This is a genomic window from Verrucosispora sp. WMMD703 (genome assembly GCF_049178935.1).
Lineage (GTDB): Bacteria > Actinomycetota > Actinomycetes > Mycobacteriales > Micromonosporaceae > Micromonospora > Micromonospora sediminimaris.
Map to the genome: position 1 here is coordinate 4,662,379 of NZ_JBMHMM010000004.1, position 18,601 is coordinate 4,680,979.

19 protein-coding genes and 1 pseudogene are annotated in these 18,601 nt (G+C 70.5%); 11 read left to right on the top strand and 9 right to left on the bottom strand.

Annotated features, from left to right (window positions below; genetic code table 11):
- Positions 1 to 37: 37 nt before the first annotated feature.
- The 5 genes from ACN26Z_RS21650 to rox all read right to left on the bottom strand — a co-directional run bounded on the left by ACN26Z_RS21650 (position 38) and on the right by rox (position 5,759).
- A complete protein-coding gene (locus ACN26Z_RS21650) occupies positions 38 to 631 on the bottom strand; it encodes a nucleotidyltransferase family protein (protein ID WP_093407260.1) in 594 nt (197 codons plus the stop codon).
- Between the two features lie 239 nt (positions 632 to 870).
- Positions 871 to 1,977 (bottom strand): hypothetical protein, encoded by a 1,107-nt coding sequence (locus tag ACN26Z_RS21655; protein WP_421463203.1) that lies wholly within the window; start codon positions 1,975 to 1,977, stop codon positions 871 to 873.
- A 212-nt stretch (positions 1,978 to 2,189) separates the two neighbouring features.
- A complete protein-coding gene (locus tag ACN26Z_RS21660; RefSeq protein ID WP_421464690.1) occupies positions 2,190 to 3,899 on the bottom strand; it encodes a bifunctional 3'-5' exonuclease/DNA polymerase in 1,710 nt (569 codons plus the stop codon).
- 25 nt (positions 3,900 to 3,924) lie between these two features.
- Positions 3,925 to 4,299 carry a nitroreductase family deazaflavin-dependent oxidoreductase gene (locus tag ACN26Z_RS21665; RefSeq protein ID WP_139233179.1) on the bottom strand — a complete coding sequence of 125 codons (375 nt, stop codon included), beginning with the start codon at positions 4,297 to 4,299 and terminating at the stop codon, positions 3,925 to 3,927.
- A 26-nt stretch (positions 4,300 to 4,325) separates the two neighbouring features.
- Positions 4,326 to 5,759, bottom strand: a complete 1,434-nt coding sequence (gene rox / locus ACN26Z_RS21670; RefSeq protein WP_421463205.1) for a rifampin monooxygenase — start codon at positions 5,757 to 5,759, stop codon at positions 4,326 to 4,328.
- Positions 5,760 to 5,937: 178 nt separating this feature from the next.
- On the opposite strand from rox, the gene ACN26Z_RS21675 reads away from it, so the two are divergent.
- The 7 genes and pseudogenes from ACN26Z_RS21675 (at position 5,938) to ACN26Z_RS21705 (ending at position 10,247) form a co-directional block, all read left to right on the top strand.
- Positions 5,938 to 6,312: a VOC family protein gene (locus ACN26Z_RS21675; RefSeq protein WP_421463207.1), complete on the top strand. Its 375-nt coding sequence runs from the start codon at positions 5,938 to 5,940 to the stop codon at positions 6,310 to 6,312.
- Positions 6,296 to 6,586: pseudogene (locus ACN26Z_RS21680) on the top strand (hypothetical protein); the annotation flags it as partial. The gene ACN26Z_RS21675 and the pseudogene ACN26Z_RS21680, both read left to right, overlap by 17 nt.
- A 140-nt stretch (positions 6,587 to 6,726) precedes the next feature.
- Positions 6,727 to 6,903: an alpha/beta fold hydrolase gene (locus ACN26Z_RS21685; RefSeq protein ID WP_421464748.1), complete on the top strand. Its 177-nt coding sequence runs from the start codon at positions 6,727 to 6,729 to the stop codon at positions 6,901 to 6,903.
- Between the two features lie 70 nt (positions 6,904 to 6,973).
- On the top strand, positions 6,974 to 7,858 hold the full coding sequence (locus ACN26Z_RS21690) for a fructosamine kinase family protein (RefSeq protein WP_421463209.1): 885 nt from the start codon (positions 6,974 to 6,976) through the stop codon (positions 7,856 to 7,858).
- Positions 7,859 to 8,033: 175 nt separating this feature from the next.
- Positions 8,034 to 8,681 carry a GyrI-like domain-containing protein gene (locus ACN26Z_RS21695; protein ID WP_421463211.1) on the top strand — a complete coding sequence of 216 codons (648 nt, stop codon included), beginning with the start codon at positions 8,034 to 8,036 and terminating at the stop codon, positions 8,679 to 8,681.
- Positions 8,682 to 8,714: 33 nt separating this feature from the next.
- On the top strand, positions 8,715 to 9,683 hold the full coding sequence (locus tag ACN26Z_RS21700) for a GNAT family N-acetyltransferase (protein ID WP_421463213.1): 969 nt from the start codon (positions 8,715 to 8,717) through the stop codon (positions 9,681 to 9,683).
- Positions 9,684 to 9,851: 168 nt separating this feature from the next.
- Positions 9,852 to 10,247 carry a VOC family protein gene (locus tag ACN26Z_RS21705; RefSeq protein ID WP_093407284.1) on the top strand — a complete coding sequence of 132 codons (396 nt, stop codon included), beginning with the start codon at positions 9,852 to 9,854 and terminating at the stop codon, positions 10,245 to 10,247.
- Here ACN26Z_RS21705 and ACN26Z_RS21710 read toward each other — a convergent pair.
- The gene (locus ACN26Z_RS21710; protein ID WP_421463215.1) at positions 10,236 to 10,901 is read right to left on the bottom strand and encodes a helix-turn-helix domain-containing protein; all 666 of its coding nucleotides are present in this window, start codon (positions 10,899 to 10,901) and stop codon (positions 10,236 to 10,238) included. The two genes, ACN26Z_RS21705 and ACN26Z_RS21710, sit on opposite strands and share 12 nt — an antisense overlap.
- Positions 10,902 to 11,078: 177 nt before the next feature.
- Entirely contained in the window at positions 11,079 to 11,810 is a 732-nt protein-coding gene (locus ACN26Z_RS21715) for a TioE family transcriptional regulator (protein ID WP_421463217.1), read from the bottom strand.
- Positions 11,811 to 11,873: 63 nt separating this feature from the next.
- Here ACN26Z_RS21715 and ACN26Z_RS21720 point away from each other — a divergent pair, with 63 nt between their 5' ends.
- Complete coding sequence (locus tag ACN26Z_RS21720; RefSeq protein ID WP_421463218.1) at positions 11,874 to 13,463, top strand: DUF6194 family protein; 1,590 nt, start codon at positions 11,874 to 11,876, stop codon at positions 13,461 to 13,463.
- 95 nt (positions 13,464 to 13,558) lie between these two features.
- Here ACN26Z_RS21720 and ACN26Z_RS21725 read toward each other — a convergent pair whose 3' ends face one another.
- Positions 13,559 to 14,359 (bottom strand): phosphotransferase family protein, encoded by an 801-nt coding sequence (locus ACN26Z_RS21725; RefSeq protein ID WP_282237587.1) that lies wholly within the window; start codon positions 14,357 to 14,359, stop codon positions 13,559 to 13,561.
- Between the two features lie 173 nt (positions 14,360 to 14,532).
- On the opposite strand from ACN26Z_RS21725, the gene ACN26Z_RS21730 reads away from it, so the two are divergent.
- Entirely contained in the window at positions 14,533 to 15,405 is an 873-nt protein-coding gene (locus ACN26Z_RS21730) for a helix-turn-helix transcriptional regulator (RefSeq protein ID WP_282237586.1), read from the top strand.
- Positions 15,406 to 15,481: 76 nt separating this feature from the next.
- A complete protein-coding gene (locus ACN26Z_RS21735; protein WP_282237585.1) occupies positions 15,482 to 16,423 on the top strand; it encodes an SDR family oxidoreductase in 942 nt (313 codons plus the stop codon).
- A gap of 120 nt (positions 16,424 to 16,543) precedes the next feature.
- Here the strand turns inward: ACN26Z_RS21735 and ACN26Z_RS21740 are convergent, their stop codons facing one another.
- Positions 16,544 to 17,581, bottom strand: a complete 1,038-nt coding sequence (locus ACN26Z_RS21740) for an SMP-30/gluconolactonase/LRE family protein (protein ID WP_282237584.1) — start codon at positions 17,579 to 17,581, stop codon at positions 16,544 to 16,546.
- A gap of 101 nt (positions 17,582 to 17,682) precedes the next feature.
- Between ACN26Z_RS21740 and ACN26Z_RS21745 the strand changes: the two genes are divergently transcribed.
- Positions 17,683 to 18,579 (top strand): LysR family transcriptional regulator, encoded by an 897-nt coding sequence (locus ACN26Z_RS21745; protein ID WP_421463221.1) that lies wholly within the window; start codon positions 17,683 to 17,685, stop codon positions 18,577 to 18,579.
- Positions 18,580 to 18,601 lie beyond the last annotated feature (22 nt).

The window sequence follows — 18,601 nt, forward strand, 5'->3', positions numbered from 1 at the left end:
ACTTCTTGATCAACGCGCTCGGGAGGGGCGGTGGGGGTCAGGCGCCTACGCGTTGTTCGGGGACGGTGAGGCCGTACAGGGCCATCAGCTCGGGGGTGTCGACCCGGCTGCCGTCGGCCACCGCGTCACAGGCGATGTCGACGATCTGGTCCTTGTGCGCCAGCAGGTACGGGCGGGCGCCGACGTCGGCACTGGCCAGGGTGGCGATGCCGGGCCAGTGCCGACGGCCGAACAGCATCGGGTAACCGCGCAGGCCGTTGTAGGTGGCACAGACCAGCACGTCGGGGAAGGGCAGCGCGGCCACCCGGCGGACCGCTGCGGCGGTGAGCCCGGGCATGTCCACCGGCACCACCACCGCCGCCTCGACCCGGTCGTCGTCGATGCCGGCGAGACCGGCCCGGATGGACGAGCCCACGCCGGTACCCCAGGCGCGGTTGACCACCACCGTGGCGCGACTCAGGTCGGCGGTCTGGCGGACCTGGTCGGCCGCGGCGCCCAGAACGACCACGATCTGCCCGCAGCCTGCCTCCGTCAGCGTGTCGATCATCTGGTCGACCAGGGGTTTACCGCCCTGGTGCAGCAGGGCCTCCGGCCCGCCGATCCGGCGGCCACCCCCCGCAGCGATGATCATTCCTGCGATCCGGTTCAGAGCTGCGCTCCCTCCAGCGTGGGAGCGGTCGGGGCCGTGTGACCCCGACCCTCCCGTCCTACGCACACCGTTTGCAACGACAGCGGTCGGAGGAGAGTGGCGGCGCATTTGGTGTAAATTGGGTATCTATCCGGCTCGCATCATGTTCGGCTGATCCGCTGTGTTCGGCCCGAGGCTCATCCGCCACCGCCCGGTGAAGCGCCGGGACACGATCTGATCGGCTACGGATCGCGCCGGGTAGCCAGCCGCAGCCGGCGTTTGACGCCACCGGCCGCGCGGGTCCTGAGCCGGGAGAGGACGTTGACGCTGTCGGCTAGGCCGTCCGGCCGCCGACTGAGGGTGTCGGCGTGACCCAGCATGCCCACGATCGTCTCGACAGCGACCTGGAGCAGCTGTTCCTCGTCCAGTTCGTCGGGGCTGATGCTCTGCCGCATCACTGTCGGCCGCAGGTCGTCGAGGTCACCGACGATCCGGCACGGGTAGTCCTGAAGCTCCTTGATCTGCTGCTCCGCCTGCTCCCGCACCCAGTCCGCCCGGTCCAGGCCGACGCCGAAGGGCACCCCCTCACGCCGTTTGAGCACGGCGTCGACGAGATGTCGGTGGACCACCTTCTGGTACGGCGTCCGCAGCGGATACCTGTCGCCCAACGCCAGGTTGACCCGGCGAAGCAGTTCGATCTCGGCCGCGCCGAGCGACGGGTTGGAGGTCGGTTCCGCCAGCTGGCACAGCCCGTCCGGGATCCCCAGGATCCCGGCGAACCGCCGCCAGAGCAGGTCCCTCGGTGCGCCGGGCGGCGGTACCGTCACCAGATACCGGTGCTCAGCGGGGACCAGGTCGCCCCAGCGGCGCAGCATGCGCGGCGCCGTGTGGTTGTTCCAGAAGGCCTCGGCCCTGCCACCCTCGACGGCGCGCATGAACGCCCCGAACCGCCAGCCACTGCGCGCCCGGACGCTCTGCTGCCAGAAGGAAGGGAAGGTCCGCCACAGGTCACGGCCGGCCGCGATGACATGGACCTCGGCGGCCTCCAGGCTCTCCACCGCCCGGGCGGCCTGTTCGCTGGTCGCCGCGCCCAGCCCCTCGTTACTGATGATCACATCACCGGGCCAGCTGCGCGCCTTCTCGGCCAGCCGGTCCCAGGTCCAGTAGACGTCGCTGTCCCGCCAGGGCGCCGCCCGCAGATCGGCCATCGCGTGGTCGTGCGCCACGGCACTTCCCGGCAACAGAATGCCGGCGTCCCGCAGAGCGGCGCAATTGTTCCAGAGCACGTTCTGCACATAGGTGCTTCCCGTCTTCGGCGCACCGATATGCAGATAGACGCGCCTGGCCATGCCGCCTCCCGGACCCGACACCATGTCGATCGAAGTGGTCACCTTCGCGGAGCCAGAGTGACATACGGCGGGCGCACGCCAAAACAGCGGGCGACGCCTTTTCCGGAAGACGAATTCCCTGTTCCGCAGAGATGTATGGGCCACGAAATTCTGGTGAACAGTCTCGCCCGGATTAGTTGGCGCAGCAGGACATGACCTTTTCGAAGGCACCGTCAGGCCGCGTCGGCATAACACTCCACGACAGACAGATCCAACGGGAAGCGGACCGGAGTGTCCCCGAACAGCAGCGCGGCGGCCCGTCGACCGGCCCGATCGACAGCCTCGGCGACCTGCCCGGCCTGCGCCACAGGGCAGTGCACGATCACCTCGTCGTGCTGGAAGAAGACCAGCTCGGCCCGGGTGCCGGCCAACTCGCCGCGGAGCACCGCGAGCAGGGTGGACGCCCACTCGGCCGCGGTGGCCTGGATGACGAAGTTGCGGGTGAACCGGCCCCGGGCCCGGGCGGCCCGGGCCCGGGGCGACTGGGCGTCGCTGTCCGCCTCCGGATCCGTCCCAACCGCCTCGTCCACGCCGAACCCGGCGGTGCCGGGCGGGCAGGTCCGCCCCAACCAGGAACGCACCAGGCCGCCCACCTCGCCGGTCCGCGCCGCCGCCTCGACGTAGCCGAACGCGGTCGGATAGCTGCGTCGCAGCACCGCCAGCGCGGGCACCGCGGCCCCACCGGTCTGCCCGTACATGGCCCCGAGCAGCGCCAGCTTGGCCCGGCCCCGGTCACCGTCGAACGCGTCCCGAGCCAGGGCGGCGTAAAGGTCACCGGTCGCCCCGGCGGCGGCGAGCCGGGCGTCACCGGAGACCGCGGCCAGCACCCGTGGCTCCAACTGCCCGGCGTCGGCCACCACGAAACGCCAGCCCGGGTCGGCCACCACCGCCCGGCGGATCACCTTCGGAATCTGCAACGCGCCGCCACCCCGGGTGGCCCACCGCCCTGAAACCACCCCGCCGGGAACGTACTCCGGGCGGAACCGGCCGTCGCGCACCCAGGCGTCCCGCCACGCCCGGCCGTGCGCCGTCCAGATCCGGTACAGCTCCTTGTACTCCAGGATCAGCGGCACCGCTGGATGATCGACCCCGCGCAGCACCCACGCCCGGGTGTTCGGCAGCTCCACGCCGACCCGCGCGAACGCCTTCAGCAGCTCGGCCGGGCTGTCCGCGTGCACCTGCCGGACCCCGAACGCGTCGGCGATCCGCGCGGCCAGCTCCGCCAACCGGCGCGGCGGCCCACCCACCGGAGAGGGTTCACCCAGCAACTCGGCGAGGACCGCGTCATGCACGTCGGCCCGCCAGGGCAGCCCGGCCGCGCCCATCTCGGCCGCGATCAACGCACCGGCCGACTCGGCCGCCACGAGCAACCGGAACCTGCCCGGGTCACCGGTCCCCGCGACCCGGCCGAGTTGGTCGGCGTACACCCGGGTCAGGGCGGTGAGGCCGGGGCCCGGCGGCCCCGGCACGGCGTCGAAGAGCGCGGCCTGGCCGGTGCCGGGCGGGGTGGCGGCGCGCGGCGGCGGATCGGCCGGCACCGGCGCGCCGGTCAACCGCGCCCAGGCCGCTGCCAGCCCGCGGGGCTCACCCCACCGGCCCGCGTACCCGAGCAGCAGCGCCTCGGTCAACTCCACGTCGTGGCAGCGCTGCACCGTTACCCCGGCGCGTAGCAGCGCCGGGTAGAGCGCGGCCCCGGATGCCCACACCCAGCGCGGCTGGTCGGTGCGTTCCCGGGCGGCCACCGCGGCGGGCAGATCGACGACCGGTTCGGGCACGCCCAGCGGCGCGCCGGTCGGGTCGAGGGGTTGCAGAACTCCCCCGCCCCGGTCGTCGGACACCACCGCCACCAGCACGAACGTGATTCTGCCCGGCCCCTGCGACAGACCGGGGCCGGGCTCGGTCCGTTGGTCAGTCTCGGCGAAGGCTCATCCGCAGCAGTTCGGACTCGTCGGACAGGCCTGGTGGCGCCTTGGTGCCCGCCGGAACCAGCGACCAGACCTCCTGCTTGCGCACCAGCCGAGGAGAATCCAACTGCACCTGCTCGCCGTCGACGGACAGCCGCGCCGTTCCGGCTGCGAGGACGTTGCGGACCCAGTCGGTACGCGGCCCGTACAGCGGAAGGAACAGGTATCCGTCGGGCAGCGGGTGGGCGTCCAGCGGAGTCTGGTACGTCCTGCCGGACGATCTGCCCACGTGCGTCAGGACCGGTCGGACGCCCCGACGGACTTCCCGCGGGTTGACGAACCGTTTGTTGAACCGGGCGAGCCACCGCGGCAACGCCATGCCGACCTCCTCGTTCTCGGTGCGTGTCAGCGAGCACCACCGAACCACCTGGACAGCGCCGCCTCCAGGGTCGGCTGGTCCGCGCCGACCCACGCGACGTGCCCGTCTGGCCGAAGCAGGACCGCCGGCACGTCCAGCTCCTCGCTGGTGTCGACGACATGATCTACCCGGTCGCGCCAGCCGTCCACCGCGAGTCGCCCGGTCCGGTCGAGCAGCAGCCCGTTCCCGGAGCGCATCAGCTCGAACAGCCGCCCACGTTCGAGCTGGACGTCGCGCAGCCGCCGCCCGAGCAGGGCATGGCCCTCGCCGAAGTCGTACCGGACACCGATCGCCGTGATCTTCTCGATCAGGAACCGGTTGACGTCGTTGAAGTCCATCAGCTGCGCCACCAACCGTCGGACGGCCTGCGGCCCGGGCTCGTTCGTGGTCAACTCCATCTGGGCCCGCGTGTTGTCGAGCACATCCGCTGCCACCGGATGCCGCTCGGACTCGTAGCTGCCCAGCAGATCGTCCGGCGCCCAGCCGTTGATCGCCGCCGCCAGCTTCCAACCCAGGTTGAAGGCGTCCTGGATCCCGAGGTTCAGCCCCTGACCGCCCATCGGCGGGTGCACGTGCGCGGCGTCACCGGCCAGGAACACCCGTCCGACCCGGTATCGCTCTGCCTGGCGGGTGGCATCACCGAAGCGCGACAGCCAGCGGGGCGAGTGCAGCCCGAAGTCCGTGCCCGCGTACGCGCGCAACTGTTGCTGGAACTCCGCGAGCGTCGGGGGCTTCGACCGGTCTTCGACCACGTGCTCCGCCGGCACGACCACCCGGAATGTCCCCGGCGTGCCCGACGGCCCGAACCCGAACCGCTTCTCGGTCTTGCGTACCTCGGTCACCACCTCGGCGATGTCCTCCGGCGAGGCCGTCACCTCGGCCTCACCGAGCAGCGTGTCGACTCGCGAGGGCTCGCCCGGGAAGCCGACGCCGAGCAGCTTCCGAACCGTGCTGCGCCCGCCGTCACAACCGATCACGAACCGGGCGCGCACCGGCGACACGCTGCTGTCTCCGAGGTGGACGGTCACACCGTCGTCGTCCTGCTCCAGCGCGACCACCGCGCAGCCCCGCCGGATCTCGGCGCCAACCTCGGCCGCGTGCTCGGCGAGCAGCCGATCGGTGCGCGTCTGCGGGATCCCGAGCACATATCCGTGGGCGGTGTCCAGTCCACTGGGGGCGGGCTTGTCGATACCCGCGAAGAATCCCCGGATCGGAAACTGCTTACCGTTTTCGAGGAACCGCTCCAACAACCCCCGCTGATCCATCACCTCGATGCTGCGCACATGCAGCCCGAGCGACCGCACGAACGGCGGCGGCTCGGCCTCTTTCTCCAACACGAGCACGCAAACGCCCCGCAACCGCAATTCGCTCGCCAGCATCATGCCGGTCGGCCCGCCGCCGACGACGACCACATCGAACATGCATTTCCCCCAGGTGTTCCGATTCAGGCGCTGGCCGACGATTGTGCGCCACGACCGGGGTCTTGCCGCAATGCCGGGGGTGCGGTATATGTTGATAGTGGCAAGGAGTTCTCCTCCTTGCCTTTGTGCTTTACGGTCCGGCTCGCCGGCCCGCGTCCAGAGCTATTAGCCTGGGCGCATGACAGTCGACCTCTTCGCCGGGCTTCCGGTAAGCGACTATCAGCGTGCCCTCACCTGGTACGAGCGGTTGCTGGGCTCCGCACCCACGTTCGTGCCGAACGACACCGAGGCGGTGTGGGAGCTTGCCGAGCACCGGTACCTCTACATCGAGGAACTGCCCGAGCGGGCCGGCCACGCCCTCCAGACCGTGTTCGTCGACGACCTCGATCAGCGGGTGGACGGCATCGCCGCCCGAGGCATCCAACCTGCCTCACGAGAGACGTACGACAACGGTGTGCGCAAGGTGATCTACCGTGACCCCGACGGCAACGAGATCGGCTTCGGCGGTGCGCCGCTCGACCCGGCCCAGGAACCCGATGACAGACAAGGTTGACTTCAAGAAGACCGTCGACGCCTACCAGGCACCACGGGGACGATTCCGGATCGTCGACGTACCCGACCTGTGTTACCTCATGATCGACGGCCACGGCGACCCCAACACCTCACCCGCCTTCACCACCGCCGTCGAAGCGCTCTACCCGGTGGCGTACAAGCTCAAGTTCGCCAGCAAGCGGCACCTCGGGCGCGACTACGTCGTCCCGCCTCTGGAGGGCCTGTGGTGGGCCGAGGACATGGCCGCCTTCACCACCTCGCGGGACAAGTCACGCACGAACGTGATTCTGCCCGGCCCCTGCGACAGACCGGGGCCGCCCCGCCTGTCGTACCCGGGTGGCAGGCTCCGGCGCACGGACGGGACCAGATCAGCACCGAGTGGAACGAACCGTGGCCGCTGGATGCCTGGCCGGACGTGCCGACGAAGGTGCTCATCGCCCGCGAGGACCGCTTCTTCCCGGTGGACTTCCAACGCCGGGTGGCCACCGACCGACTCGGTGTCGTCCCCGACGAGATCGACGGCTGCCACGCGGTGGCGCTCAGCCACCCGACGCAACTCGCCGACCGGCTTACCGCGTATCTGACGGGCTGATGGGCTGACGGCACCAGCAGCCCCCGCAATACGATCGGGGCGCACACGCGTCCCAGGCAGGAGGAGTGTCGTGATCCCCCCGACGACGTTCCTACTGGAGTGTCTGCACCGAGCCGGGATACGGGATGTCGTCACCGTGCGGCCGGCGACAGGTGGCGTCGCGGCGCTCGCAGGCATTGCCACCCGCCGGGACGCACCACCGCTGTTCGTCAAGGCCTTCGGCGACGCGCCGACCGACGACGTGTTCCGCGCGGAGGCCGAAGGGCTGGTCGCCCTGCGCGACCTCGGCGGTGTGGCCACGCCCGAGGTGATCCTCGCGGAGCGGGAACTGCTCGTGTTGTCGGTGCTACACCCGAGGCCGCACAGCCGGAGCTTCTGGGAGCAGATCGCGCACGCCCTCGCCCGCCTGCACCTGAGCACCACGCACCCGCGCTTCGGATGGCACCGCGACAACTGGCTCGGCCGCTGCCAGCAGGTCAACACCTGGGAAGACGACGGCTTCGCCTTCTTCGCACAGCACCGGCTGCTCCGGTGGCTCGGACAGCCCCGCGTCGACGCGGCACTCGACTCCGCGGACCGGGCAGCGCTGGAGCGACTGTGTCAGCGGCTGCCCGACCTACTGCCGGACCGGCCAGCCTGTTTGACGCACGGCGACCTGTGGGCCCACAACGTGCTGGCGACCCCGGACGGACAGCCCGCGCTTATCGACCCGGCCGTGTCCTACATGTGGGCCGAGGTCGACCTCGCCCACATGTGGTCCACCTCGCCCCCGCCCGAGGCCCAACGATTCTTCGACGTCTACGCGGAGCTGACCTCCCTCGACGATGACTGGCGGGTACGCATGCCGATCGTTCAACTACGACAACACCTCGCCGTTCTGGCCCAGTTCGACGACGACTGGGGCGCGGGCGATCAGATCCGCGCCACCCTTGCTCCCTTCCGGAGACGGTCCTGACGCCGCAGGCAAGGCCGGAGGCAGCGGCTCGTTCTGAGTGCAGGCGGGCTAGCCTGGGCGCATGACAGTCGACCTCTTCGCCGGGCTTCCGGTCAGCGACTGGTGATCTACCGCGACCCCGACGGCTACGAGATCGGCTTCGGCGGTGCGCCGCTCGACCCGGCCCAGGAACCCGATGACAGACAAGATTGACTTCAAGAAGACCGTCGACGCCTACCAGGCACCACGGGGACGATTCCGGATCGTCGACGTACCCGACCTGTGTTACCTCATGATCGACGGCCACGGCGACCCCAACACCTCACCCGCCTTCACCACCGCCGTCGAAGCGCTCTACCCGGTGGCGTACAAGCTCAAGTTCGCCAGCAAGCGGCACCTCGGGCGCGACTACGTCGTCCCGCCTCTGGAGGGCCTGTGGTGGGCCGAGGACATGGCCGCCTTCACCACGTCTCGGGACAAGTCACGGTGGAACTGGACCCTGCTGCTGATGGTCCCGGACTGGGTCGACCGGGCCATGTTCGACGCCGCCTTCGCGCAGGCCGGGGCGAAGAATCAGCCGGTACGCCTCGATGACGTCCGCCTGGAAACCCTGTCCGAAGGACGTTGCGTGCAGACGCTGCACGTCGGCGCCTTCGACGACGAGGCAGCCGTGCTCGCCCACCTGCATGACGAGTTCATCCCGGCCCAGGGGCTGCGCATGGCCGGGAAGCACCACGAGATATACCTCAGTGACTTCCGCCGGGTCGCACCCGAGAAACAGCGCACCATCCTGAGGCAGCCGGTCACCGCCGTGGCCGCGTCCGCGCCGTCGAAACCCGGATGACCGCGACGCCCGGTGCTGCGTAGGGTGCCGGCCATGTCCCGCGCCGAGCTACGGCCGCTCACGGCCGCCGACCTGGGTGCCTGCGCCACGTTGCTGGCTGACCGGCACCGCCGGCACCGCGTCGCCCAGCCGCTGCTGTCCGCCCGCTTCGAGGACGCCGCCGCGACGCTGGCCGAGCTGACCAGCGCGTACGAGACGCCGGACGCCTCGGGGGCGGTCGCCTACCGTGCCGGTGGCCCGGTGGGTTTCGTCCTCGGTGCGCCGAAGCCGTCACCGCTGTGGGGGCCGAACATCTGGGTGGAGGCCGCCGGGATGGCGGCCGTCGATCCCGAGGTGATGCGCGACCTGTACGCGCTCGCCGCCACCCGCTGGGTCGACGAGGGCCGCACGGCGCACTACGTCGTCGTTCCGGCACACGACGCGGAGTTGGTACAAGCCTGGTTCCGGCTGGGCTTCGGCCAGCAGCACGCGCACGCCATCCGGCCCGCCGCACGGTCGGCAACGGTCACCCCGGCCGGGCTGTCGGTGCGTCGGGCGACCCGGGCCGACATCCCGCTACTCGCTCAACTCGATCTTGAATTGCCGCTGCACCAGGGACAGTCCCCGACCTTCTCCGCCGGTCCGATGGGCACCCTGGAGGAGGCCGTCGCCGAATGGACGGCCGACATCGACAACCCCGGGTACGCCACCTTCGTGGCCGAAACGGACGGCCAGGTCATCGGCTCTGCCATCGGCTGCGCGCTGGAGAAGTCGAGCGCCCACCTGAGCCTGGCCCGCCCGGAGCACGCCGGGTTCCTCGGGTTCGCGGCGGTCCTCCCGCACGCGCGCGGCGTCGGCGCCGGACGAGCCCTCGGCACCGCGGTCATCGACTGGGCGGTATCGGCGGGCTTCGACAGCGTGGTCACCGACTGGCGGGTCACCAACCTGCTCTCCTCGCGGGCCTGGCCGAAGCTGGGCTTCACCGACACGTTCCTCCGGCTGCACCGGCTGATCCGTTTCTGAGCGCCTGCTACGAGCGTGCGCAACCAGACGCTCGTCCTCGGCCTCAGCCGGAATCAGTGGTCCACCGCCGCCTGTGCCCGGCAACGAGCAGCTTCTGGGCCGACCGGACGCTGACCGGTGTCCGATTCGTTCAAGACTTCTCGGCGGCACGCTCGTACGGTCGGATTCATGGCACCCACCTTCAACGCGATCGGCCTCGCGGTGGCCGACATGGCCGCGTCCCTGTCCTTCTACCGGCGACTCGGCCTGGAGTTTCCGGACGGTGCCGAGCAGGAGCCGCACGTCGAGACGACGGTTGCGGGCGGTATCCGTCTCATGTGGGACACGCACGCCTCGTTGCAGTCCTTCGACCCGGGATACCAGCCGGCACCGCCCTCCGGTGGCTGGGCCTTTCTCTGCGCCGATGCGGCAGAGGTGGATCGATGCCACGGCGACCTGGTCGCCGCCGGACACCGGTCGGTCAACGCGCCCTGGGACGCACCGTGGGGGCAGCGTTATGCACAGGTACGCGATCCGGACGGCAACGTCGTGGATCTCTTCGCCTGGAACTCGTCACCGCAGTAGAGCACTCAGCGGCACGCCAGCCATCGCCCGTACCTCGCGTGCGAGGTGGGCCTGATCGGCGTAGCCCGCATCGATCGCCACCGTCGCGAACGACCGACCGGACCGGGCCAACGCAAGGGCCCGCTGCAACCGCAAAATCCGCTGCAAGGTCTTCGGCCCGTAACCGAAGGCGGTGTTGCAGCGCCGCTGCAACTGTCGGGAGCTCAGCCCGCACCGCTCGGCGACCGACCCGACAGGCAACCCGGCCTGCGCGGCACCGGCCAGAGCAACCATCACCCGGTCGACCCCTTGCCAGCGCCGGCTCGCGGCCTCGGTCAGCGCGGCGGCGGGATCATCGGACTCGGCGATGGCCCGCACGACCACCGCCGGCCACACCGCGTCAAGCGGCACACGCCGATCGACCAACTCGGAGGCGGGTACGCCCAGCACACCGGGCCCGGTGCCCGCGCCGAACCGCAGCGCAACGTACCGACTACCGGGCAGAACAGACTCGACCTGGGCGGTCGTGTCCGGCCCGGCGACGAACACCGTGCCGTCCCACCAGATGATGTCGAGACAGCCGTCCGGCACGATGCGCTTGGATCCACCGTCCGGCGGCGTGACACTCCGCCAGGCCACGACGTACGGCAGCGGTGACGACCATTCCTCGTACACGCCCTCGACCCTCCCATCCGGGCACGACAACTCACGAGGATGCCCGATCGAGCGACATGCTTCTGTGCCGGTTGCCGTAGCGCTTCAGGGTCTTTGCCGACCCGGCCGGCCACCCGTTCTGCCTCATCCGGTAGCCCGCCACCACGGCCTACGGTATGGGCGGGCGTTCCGACGGGGTCAATGCCGTACGACGGACCGGGTGTCCGCGTCGAGGTATTCGGCGAGCCGGGCGGCCCCGGTGAGCATGGCCTGGCCACGGGCGGTGAGTTGTTCCCGCCACTGACGCAGTGACGCGGCGAGCGGTTCGGTGCCACCGGCTTCGCGCACCCGACGCAGCACGCCGGCGATATGGTCGAGCCGGTACCCGCCGCGACGCAGCAGGTGAGCGAGTTCGGCGTCGCGGACATCGTCTGGTGAGTAGTCGCGGTAGCCGGTGGCCGGGTCACGCGCCGGCTGCAGAATCCCGGCCCGCTCCCACTTGCGCAGGGTTGCGGGTCGTACGCCGAGACGGTGGGCCAGCATGCTGATCGGCACTGCTTTCCGGCCCTGTGGTTGCCGCGGTGAACCGGTGAGGACGGCGACCGCCGTCTCCACCGCGTCCAACGTGTCTCTGTCGCGCTGAAGCAGGACGTGGCTGTGGTCGATCGTACGCAGCGCGGCGTCGATGTCACCCCGGTTGACGGCACGCATGATGTCACCGCTGGCCCGGTAGCCGTGGCCCACGACCAGCCCGAGATAGGCGCTCAGCGCCTTTGCGTGCACCTCGGTGAACCGGCGATAGCCGGTCGGACTGCGCTGGGCCGGCGGCAGCACGCCATCCCGCTCGTAGTTGCGCACGGCCTGCGCGGAAAGGCCGTGACGGCGCGCGAGATCGACTGGTCGGCGTACCCGTGGGTTTGAGGGTTTCATGGCGGTCACCTCGCTCCGTCGCTGAAAAGTCTCAACCGGTAGTTCAACGATACGGTCGATGCAATGACGTCCCTTCTTGACCTGCTTGCCGTACCACCGGCGCTGCTCGCGCTCGGTGAACCGACGCACGGCGAGTCCGCCTTCCTCCAGATCCGCAACGAGACCTTCATGTCGCTGGCCGTGCAGGGCTACCGGTCGATCGCGCTGGAGAGCGACCGGGCGGCGGGGCTGATCGCCAACGAGTTCGTCCAGGGCTCCACCGCCGTCACGCTCGACCGTGCGCTCACCGAGGGGTTCAGCCACGGGTTCGGCGGTGCCCCGGCCAACCGTGACCTACTGCTGCGGATGCGCGAGTGGAACGCCGGCCGACCGGCCTCCGAACGCCTGACGTTCCACGGCTTCGACGCCCCGCTGGAGATCGAGGGTGCCCCGAGTCCACGGCACTACCTCATCCGGACCTGCGAATTCCTCGGCCTCGACCGATCGGCGGAGATCGACGACCTGATCGGGGACGAGGCGCGATGGAGCGACACCGCAGCGATCTGGGAACCCGGCAGGTCGATCGGGCGCTCGGCCGACGCCCAGCGCCTGCGGGTGATCGCCGACGAGCTGCTGATCGAGCTGTACCTGAACGCACCCCGACTGGCCGGGGGCTGGCCGGCAGCGTTCGTGCAGGCCATGTCCGCTGTCGCGGTGCTGCGCTACCACGCGGCGGCCGCCGCACGGCTGGAGCGGGCGGAACGCTTCGCCCGCCTGGCCGGGGTCCGAGACGCGCTGATGGCGGAGAACCTGCTTCAGATCCGATCGGCCGAGGCACACCGTGGACCCACGCTGGTCTTCGCGCACAACACACACCTCCAGCGCCAATCGAGCACGATGACCATGGCCGGAAAGGACGTCTCGTGGGCCGGCGCCGGTGCCATCGTCGCGTCGCTGCTGAATGACCGGTACGCGGTGATCGTCGGTAGTCTCGGCGCGAGCCCCGCGCTCGGCATCGGGGCGCCGGCTCCGTCGACCTACGAAGGCAGACTTCAGCGGGGAACAATGCTTCCGCGGTACGTCCGTGCGGCCGAGATAGCAGCGGCCGAGCGGAGAACGCACGATCACCGCTACTTCCCGCTCGATCAGGCCACCATCGACCACGCCGACGCGGTGCTGCACATCCCCACCGGCGTCGACGCGGCCGTGCTCGCCGACCGGATTCTCGCGCTACCCGGCGTCGAGCAGATCGTGACGAACGAGGAGAACGGATCACCCGAGGGTGCCAGCGGCGACCGGTTCTTCTACGTCGGCCCCGACCGCCGCCAACCGTTCGCCACCATCGTCGACCACGACGTGCCCGGCTTCGACGACGCCTCCCAGCTCGACCGTCCCGGCGTCTTCCGCCTCAACCTCGACCTGGGCCGAGCCGAGTTCGAGAGACTGTTCGGCTTCCCACCCAAGGCGTTCGAGGAGCACCGGCAGGAGTTCGACTTCGCTCGGCTGGACACTGTCGTACCACACCCGGGCTACGCGCTCTACGGCTTCGGCAGCATCGTCATGCCCGGCCCGCACCTGCTGCCCGAGATCGACCGACTCCTCGCCATCGCTCACGGCCGAGCAGTCGACCGCCACGAACGCGCCGCACGCCGGGCGGCTGACCGGCCAGACTGAGCCCCGGCGATTCGGGCCAGGGTACCGTTTCCAATGCCGTCCACAGGTTGCCGTCGGGTCCGAGGGTGATGGGCCCGGACGCCGGGCGTTGCTCCTCACATCCGCGATCTGAGTACGTCGAACTCGCAGCCTGGCGCGGACGGGTCGAAGCCGTGTTCGATCAGCCAGCGGGAAGCCAGCAGGCTGCGCAGCGACCACCAGGCGCGAATCACATCCCGGTCGACGTCGGTGCCGTAACCGGTCAGGAGATCATCGAGGCGTTCCTCGTGCCCGAGGGTAAGCACGGCCAGGTCGTACAGCGCATCGCCGGGCGCTGCCTCGGACCAGTCGATCACGCCGGTGACCTGGTCGCCGTCGGTGAAGATGTGGGTGATCTGCAGGTCTCCGTGCATGAACACCGGCGTCCACGGCCGAAGCGCCGCCTCGGCTATCTCGCGGTTGCGGCCGACCAGGTCGGCGGGCAGGACGCCACTGTCGACGAGCCAGGCGCATTCGCGTTCGAGTTCCGCGTCCAGCCCGACGAGCTTCCTGCCTGCCCACGGCGGTGGTGGCGCGTCGTGCAGCGTCCGGATCACCGCGCCCGCCGCGGCCCACGCCGCCGGTGACGCGGGCGACGGCTCGCCGAGGCGGCCCAGCGCCTGGCCGGGGACAGCAGTGATCGCGAGGACGGGCGGCTTGCGCCACAGGACCTCGGGAGTCGGCACGGGCGCCAGCCGCATCGCCTCGACCTCGACATCGATACGCGCCTGATCACTGTCCACCTTCAGGAACACATCGCCGACGCGCAGGGTCGCACGCTCATCATGGGCGACGACGACCGTGACCTCTTCCACGCCGGCCATTATCGAGGGCCGATCAACGACGCCGCTGCGGTCATCGCTGCCGGTGCCACCCACGGCGTGATCGAGTCGGCCACGGGCTGGCCCACTGGGCTGCTCGGCAGCGCCCCGGCCTGCCCGCCAGGAAACAGCGAGCAGCCCCCTCCGCGGGCAGCGGGGGATCGGCGATCCGTGGCTGCCCCGGTCACCTGGCCGGTAGGAAGGAGGCAGGACCGAGACAGGGAGCGCACATGACGATCGACCGGGCCGGCCTGGCCGACTTTCTCCGGCGCCGCCGGGAGTCGCTGCAGCCCGAGGACGTCGGCCTCCCGCGCGGACCGCGCCGCCGGACCAGCGGCCTGCGGCGCGAGGAGGCGGCCCTGCTCTGCCACATGTCGACCGATTACTACTCCCGGCTGGAACGCGAGCGCGGGCCACACCCGTCCGAGCAGATGATCGCCTCGATCGCGCAGGGCCTGCACCTGTCGCTCGACGAGCGCGACCACCTGTTCCGGCTGGCCGGGCACCGTCCTCCGCCGCGCGGCGCCACCAGCGACCACATCAGTCCTGGCCTGCTACGGGTACTCGACCGTCTCGACGACACCCCGGCCGAGATCGTCAGCGAACTCGGAGAGACGCTCCGGCAGAACGCGCTCGGCGTCGCCCTCACCGGCGACACCACCGGCTACACCGGTCCCGCCCGCAGCATCGTCTACCGCTGGTTCACCGACCCGGCCACCCGCCGGCGGTACGCGCCCGAAGACCACGGCTTCCTGTCCCGCATGTTCACCTCAGGCGCCCGAGAGATCGCGACACTGCGCGGCCCCGGCTCCCGGGCGGCGCAGCTCACCGAGCTGCTCCTTGAGCGCAGCGACGAGTTCCGCAAGCTGTGGGAGCAGCACGAGGTCGGCCTGCGCCCGGACGATGGCAAGAACTTCGTGCACCCCGAACTCGGTCTGCTGGAGCTGAACTGCCAGACACTCGTGGATCCGGGACAGTCCCACTACCTGCACGTCTTTACCGCGGTCCCGGGCAGCGAGAGCTACGAGAAGCTCCAGCTGCTCGCCGTGCTCGGTGGCGACGCTCATCGTGGGATCGCCGATCCGTGGCTCCGAAGGCCCTGAATCCGCCGTCGGCGGTCGCCGACGATCGAATCGCACCCGCCGATTCGATCGGATCGGCCGACACGAGGAGACCGACATGGCCCGCCACTTCGACCTCACCATCCCCGACCTGTCCGGCAAGCTCGCCGTCGTCACCGGCGCGAGCGACGGGATCGGCTTCGTCATCGCCGGCCGCCTCGCCCGGGCCGGCGCACAGGTGATCATGCCGGTCCGCAACCCGGCGAAGGGGCAACAGGCCGCCGACCGCATCCGCGGCCGTGTCCCCGGAGCCACAATCGGCACCCGCGCGCTCGACCTGTCATCGCTGGACTCGGTGGCCGCCCTGACCAGCCAACTCGTCGACGAGGGCCGCCCGGTCAACATCCTCATCAACAACGCCGGCGTGATGAACCCGCCCACCCGCCAGCTCACCAAGGACGGCTTCGAACTGCAGTTCGGCACGAATCATCTCGGTCACTTCGCGCTCACCCAGGGACTGCTGCCGCTGCTGCGGCAGGGGCGGGCGCGGGTGACCCACCAGACCAGCGTCGCCGCCCGCAGCGGGGCGATCAACTGGGACGACATCAACTGGGAGCGCGGCTACGAAACGATGAAGGCGTACGCCCAGTCCAAGATCGCCGTCGGCCTGTTCGCCCGGGAGCTGCAGAACCGCAGCGCGGCGGCCGGATGGGGCGTCACCAGCAACCTCTCCCACCCGGGGGTGTCGCCGACGAATCTGCTCGCCGCGCAACCCGGCATGGGCCGCGCGAAGGACACCACCTCGGTCCGCATGATCCGTCTGATGTCCCGCCTCGGCGTGGCCGGCACGGTCTCCTCGGCGGCACTGCCGGCGCTGCTGGCCGCGACCGGCCCCGACTCCCAGGGCGGACAGTTCTTCGGCCCCAAGGGTTTCGGCGACGTCGGCGGCGCGCCCGCGCAGCGCGAGCTGTGGGCTCCGCTGCGCAGCGACGACGACGCCCGCCGACTCTGGGAGGTCTCCGAGCGGCTGATCGGGACTGCGATTCCCCGCCTGAGCTGACTTCCGGCCGATGACGGCTGGGCGGCGCCATGGCATGTCAGCTCATCGTGACCGGGGCCGACGCCCGTAGCAGGGGTGTCGGCCCCGGTCACCCACAGGTCGTGGGAGACGGGAGACCGTTCAGGACAGCCGGTCGTCGGACGCCGTCCGTCCCCCGGATACGGGAGGCCAGGCAAGTCCCGCACCGAGCCGCACCACCGTGTACGGCAGGACTGGATTCTCCGCCCCGTACTGGAAGTTGACCACCAGGAGGTCGTGACCGTCGAACGCCGCCGTCGACGGGCCGTGCAGCGCGGGGTCGGTCAGTCGCCCGAGCAGCCTTGCCTGGTCAGCGCGGCGATTGAGCCGCAGCACGTTGACTGTGTTGCCGTTCCCGTCGATGTTGCTGACCACGTAGAGCGTGCGGCCACGTACGAGCAGGCCGTCGCCGTGCACCGTGGCGCCGCCCAGGTCGATCGCCCGGACCGTGCGCCGCCGCAGGTCGATGCGGTGCAGCGCGCCGTCGTTGTAGTCGGCGACGATGAGGTGGCGTTGGTCGTGGGTGGCCACCAGGCCGTTGAGGTTGAACCCGGCGTTCCACTCGATGCCGGTGCCGCGCAGGTCGAGGAAGGTGGGTAGCGGCCTGGTGGTGCCCGTGCCACCGCGCAGGTCCGCCGCAGGAATCCGGTAGAGGGTCGGCTGGAACGAGTCGGTGACGTAGACGTCGCCGTTGGCGGTCAGCGCTACGTCGTTCAGCATGGAATTCGGTGCGGCAGTGGCAAAGCGGTGCAGGAGCGCGCCGGTGCGCGTGTCGTACACCCACACGTACCCGGTTCCTCCGCCAGCGACGATGAGCCGGCCGCGATGGTCGACCTTCATCCCGCCGGCGGTGGTCCGGCCGTCGGCGGCGTTGCCGGGCAGCCACACCGTGGTTCGCGGGGAGCGGACGTCACCGCGGTAGATACGCCCGTCGGTCAGGCTGCTGACGTAGAAGTACGGACTCCGGGGGTCTCGGGCGATGCCCTCGGGGTAGGCGTCGTCGCCGGCCAGAACGTAACTGTCCGGTCGCGGGCCGGGGGCACCGAAAGCCGAGGTCGGCACAGACGCTGACGCCGGCGCAGGTACGGCGCCGAGCACGCCGAGCACCGGGACGATCAGAATCGCGAGCAGTCGTCGCATGTTTCGCACGTTTCCTTCCGATCAGGCTTGTCGCATCGAGCGTGGCCTCGGTGGTGAGTCACCGACAAGATCCATGAGGTATGGGCGGGTACCTTCGCGGTATGTCGGTGGATCTACGCCTCATGCGGTACGTCGTGGTGGTCGCCGAGGAGGGCAGTTTCGAGCGGGCCGCGCAGCGTCTGCACATGGCGCAGCCACCGCTGAGTCGACAGATCCGCGACCTGGAGCGGCAGCTCGGCGTACCACTGTTCACCCGCCGCCCGACCCGCCTGACCGAGGCCGGGACGGCTTTCGTGGCGTCTGCGCGTCAGGTGCTCAGCGACGCGGACGCGATGGTCCGGGCGACGCGGGCGGCCGGGCAGGGCCGCGCCGGCACGGTGCGCATCGGAACGGTCGCCAGCGCCGCACACGAGGTGGTGCCGCAACTGCTGGACGCGCTGCGGGCGATGCATCCGGACATCACCGTTCGCACGGGCGAGGCATGGCCGACCGAACTCGAGGCCGGGTTGCGCGCCGGCCGCTTCGATCTGGTGCTGTCGCGGGGCGCGGCTGCTCAGTCGGACCTCGCCCGGCAGACGGTACGCCGGGAGCCGCTGGTCGCCGTCGTCGGTCCCCGGCACCCGCTTGCCGGGCGTCCGACCGCGACACTGGGCGACCTGCGGATCGGCCCGCTCAACCTGCCGCCCGAACACCTGACGCCCGGCTACCGCGCTGCCGTCTTCACCGCCTGCGCCCGCGCGGACGTGCAGTTCGCCGCTCGGGACTGCCAGCAGCTCGGCTGGCGTCGCGTGGGCATCGCCGAAGACACCGGATTCTCGCTGGTACCCCGGTCGCTTGCCGCGCTGCCCACGGTCGACGGCGTCGTCCTCACCCTCACCGACGACCTCCCGGCACCAGACCTGGAGCTGGTGTGGCGACGCGATGCGCTGTCGCCGGCCGCTGCGGTCGTCGTCGACGTGGCTGCTCACCTCGCCCGGCAGCGCGGCTGGGCGGGGTAACCGCCCGACGCCCCGACCCGGG

Excerpts from the sequence above, each read along its gene's own strand:
- ACN26Z_RS21715 (WP_421463217.1), bottom strand. The coding sequence starts at position 11,810 with ATGAAACCCTCAAACCCACGGGTACGCCGACCAGTCGATCTCGCGCGC.
- rox (WP_421463205.1), bottom strand. The coding sequence starts at position 5,759 with ATGTTCGATGTGGTCGTCGTCGGCGGCGGGCCGACCGGCATGATGCTG.
- ACN26Z_RS21675 (WP_421463207.1), top strand. The coding sequence starts at position 5,938 with ATGACAGTCGACCTCTTCGCCGGGCTTCCGGTAAGCGACTATCAGCGT.
- ACN26Z_RS21700 (WP_421463213.1), top strand. The coding sequence starts at position 8,715 with ATGTCCCGCGCCGAGCTACGGCCGCTCACGGCCGCCGACCTGGGTGCC.
- ACN26Z_RS21655 (WP_421463203.1), bottom strand. The coding sequence starts at position 1,977 with ATGGCCAGGCGCGTCTATCTGCATATCGGTGCGCCGAAGACGGGAAGC.
- ACN26Z_RS21735 (WP_282237585.1), top strand. The coding sequence starts at position 15,482 with ATGGCCCGCCACTTCGACCTCACCATCCCCGACCTGTCCGGCAAGCTC.
- ACN26Z_RS21695 (WP_421463211.1), top strand. The coding sequence starts at position 8,034 with ATGACAGACAAGATTGACTTCAAGAAGACCGTCGACGCCTACCAGGCA.
- ACN26Z_RS21730 (WP_282237586.1), top strand. The coding sequence starts at position 14,533 with ATGACGATCGACCGGGCCGGCCTGGCCGACTTTCTCCGGCGCCGCCGG.
- ACN26Z_RS21705 (WP_093407284.1), top strand. The coding sequence starts at position 9,852 with ATGGCACCCACCTTCAACGCGATCGGCCTCGCGGTGGCCGACATGGCC.
- ACN26Z_RS21740 (WP_282237584.1), bottom strand. The coding sequence starts at position 17,581 with ATGCGACGACTGCTCGCGATTCTGATCGTCCCGGTGCTCGGCGTGCTC.
- ACN26Z_RS21745 (WP_421463221.1), top strand. The coding sequence starts at position 17,683 with ATGTCGGTGGATCTACGCCTCATGCGGTACGTCGTGGTGGTCGCCGAG.
- ACN26Z_RS21650 (WP_093407260.1), bottom strand. The coding sequence starts at position 631 with ATGATCATCGCTGCGGGGGGTGGCCGCCGGATCGGCGGGCCGGAGGCC.
- ACN26Z_RS21720 (WP_421463218.1), top strand. The coding sequence starts at position 11,874 with ATGACGTCCCTTCTTGACCTGCTTGCCGTACCACCGGCGCTGCTCGCG.
- ACN26Z_RS21665 (WP_139233179.1), bottom strand. The coding sequence starts at position 4,299 with ATGGCGTTGCCGCGGTGGCTCGCCCGGTTCAACAAACGGTTCGTCAAC.